The following is a 2,031-nucleotide window of genomic DNA, read 5'->3' as shown; positions in this document are numbered from 1 at the left end:
TCGAACCCGCACGTGCCCCATGTACTGCGCGGCACGTACGCCGGCATCGCCCACGAGAGCACCATCGCGCACCTGCACCGGATCGGCGTGACCACGCTCGAACTCCTGCCCGTGCACGCCTTCGACACCGAGCGGTGGCTGCGAGAGGCCCGGCGCGAGAACGCCTGGGGGTACAACACGCTGGGCTTCTTCGCCCCGCACGCCGCCCACGCCTCCCCCGCGGCCCGGGCCGAGGGGGCCACTGCGGTCCTCCGCGAGTTCAAGGGCATGGTGCGGCTCCTGCACGCGGCGGGGATCCAGGTCGTGCTCGACGTCGTCTACAACCACACCGCCGAGGAAGGCCTCGGCGGCCCGACCACCTCGCTCCGGGGCATCGACGGCGCGAACCGCTACCGGTGGGCGTCCGTCCCGCCGGGCGAACCCGACGCCTACTACGACACCACCGGGTGCGGGAACACCCTCGACACCTCGGTCGAGGCCACGGCGGACCTCGTCGTCGACAGCCTCGTGTACTGGGCGCGCGAGGTGCAGGTCGACGGGTTCCGCTTCGACCTGATGGCAGCCCTGGCGCGGAACGGCGACCACGTCTTCGACCCGGCGCACCCGCTGCTCGAGCGGATCCGGGACCACCCCGACCTGCAGGACACCCTGGTGATCGCCGAGCCGTGGGACGTCGGACCGGACGGGTGGCGGACCGGGTCGTTCGGGGCGCGCACGAACGAGTGGAACGACGGCTTCCGGAACACCGTGCGGCAGTTCTGGCTCACCGACATCGCCGACGAACGCCGCCACGGCGCCCCCGCGACCGGCATCGGCGCGCTCGCCGGGGCCCTGACCGGCTCGCGCCACCTCTTCGACACGGCGCGCGGGCCGCTCGCCGGCGTCAACTTCGTCACCGCCCACGACGGCTTCACCCTGCTCGACCTGGTGTCGTACGACGGCAAGCACAACCACGCCAACGGCGAGGAGAACCGCGACGGCTCGAACGACAACCGGTCGTTCAACCACGGGATCGAGGGCGACACCGCCGACCGTGGCGTCCGTGCCGCCCGCGGCCGCTCGATGCGGAACCTCGTCGGCACGCTCATGCTCTCCGCCGGTGTGCCGATGCTCACCGCCGGCGACGAGCGGAGCCGCACCCAGCACGGCAACAACAACGCCTACGTGGTGTCCGAGGACCTCACTCCGGTCGACTGGTCGGACGACGAGGACGCCGAGGCGATGACCGACGCCGTCGCCGCGCTCGCCCGGCTCCGGTCCGCCCACCCCGCGCTGCGGCCCACACGGTTCGGCGTCGAGGGCCAGGAGACCCCCGGCGCGTCCCGGATGTCCTGGTACGGGCCGGACGGACAGCCGATGACCGTCGAGGGCTGGGACGAGCCGATCCACCGCGCCCTGCAGTACTTCGTCGAGTCGACACCGGAGCACGAGCCGTACGACCGGGTCCTCGTGGTCGTCCACGGCAGCGGGCGCACCCGCGACATCACGCTGCCGACGCGCGAGGACGTGGTCGGCTACCGGCTCGCGTGGTCGAGCGAGAAGCACCGCGACCACGAGCGGCTCCGGCCCGCCGGACAGGTGTTCACGGCCTACGGCCCCGGCATCCACGTGTTCGAGATCGCCTGACGGCAGGCCGTCCAGGAGGCGCGGGTCGGCTCCGGCACGACCCTCGCGCCGTGCCCCTCCACAGCGTCACGGCGCGCCCGGGTCTTCCACAGACGGCACGTTCCGGGGAACGCGGAGCCGCTCGCCGGGTAGCGTCGGCTCCGTGGCCACTGCAGACCGACCCCGCCGACCGAAGATCGGGCGCATCCCGATCACCGAACTCGCCCCCACCACGCCCAACGGGTTCCCCGGCAAGGCGTTCGACGGCGAGGTGATCACGTTCGGGGCGACCGTCTTCCGCGAAGGACACGGCGTCATCGGCGCCGACCTCGTCCTCGAACGTCCGGACGGCGGCACCAGGACCGTGCCGATGGTCCTCGTCGCACCGGGGGACCGACCGCTACGAGGCGACCGTCCAGGTCGACC

At 72.6% G+C, this 2,031-nt stretch carries 2 protein-coding genes; both read left to right on the top strand.

Features of this window, described 5'->3' with window-relative positions:
- On the top strand, positions 1-1,626 hold a 1,626-nt coding region (locus I5E_RS03860), incomplete at its 5' end, for a glycogen debranching protein (protein ID WP_022905832.1).
- A 142-nt stretch (positions 1,627-1,768) separates the two neighbouring features.
- Positions 1,769-2,031 (top strand): maltotransferase domain-containing protein (locus tag I5E_RS21125; protein WP_042723567.1); only part of this gene is annotated, 263 nt, incomplete at its 3' end.

It is taken from the genome of Curtobacterium sp. B18 (assembly GCF_000333375.1).
Lineage (GTDB): Bacteria > Actinomycetota > Actinomycetes > Actinomycetales > Microbacteriaceae > Curtobacterium.
This window is presented reverse-complemented; position numbering and strand designations above follow the sequence as displayed.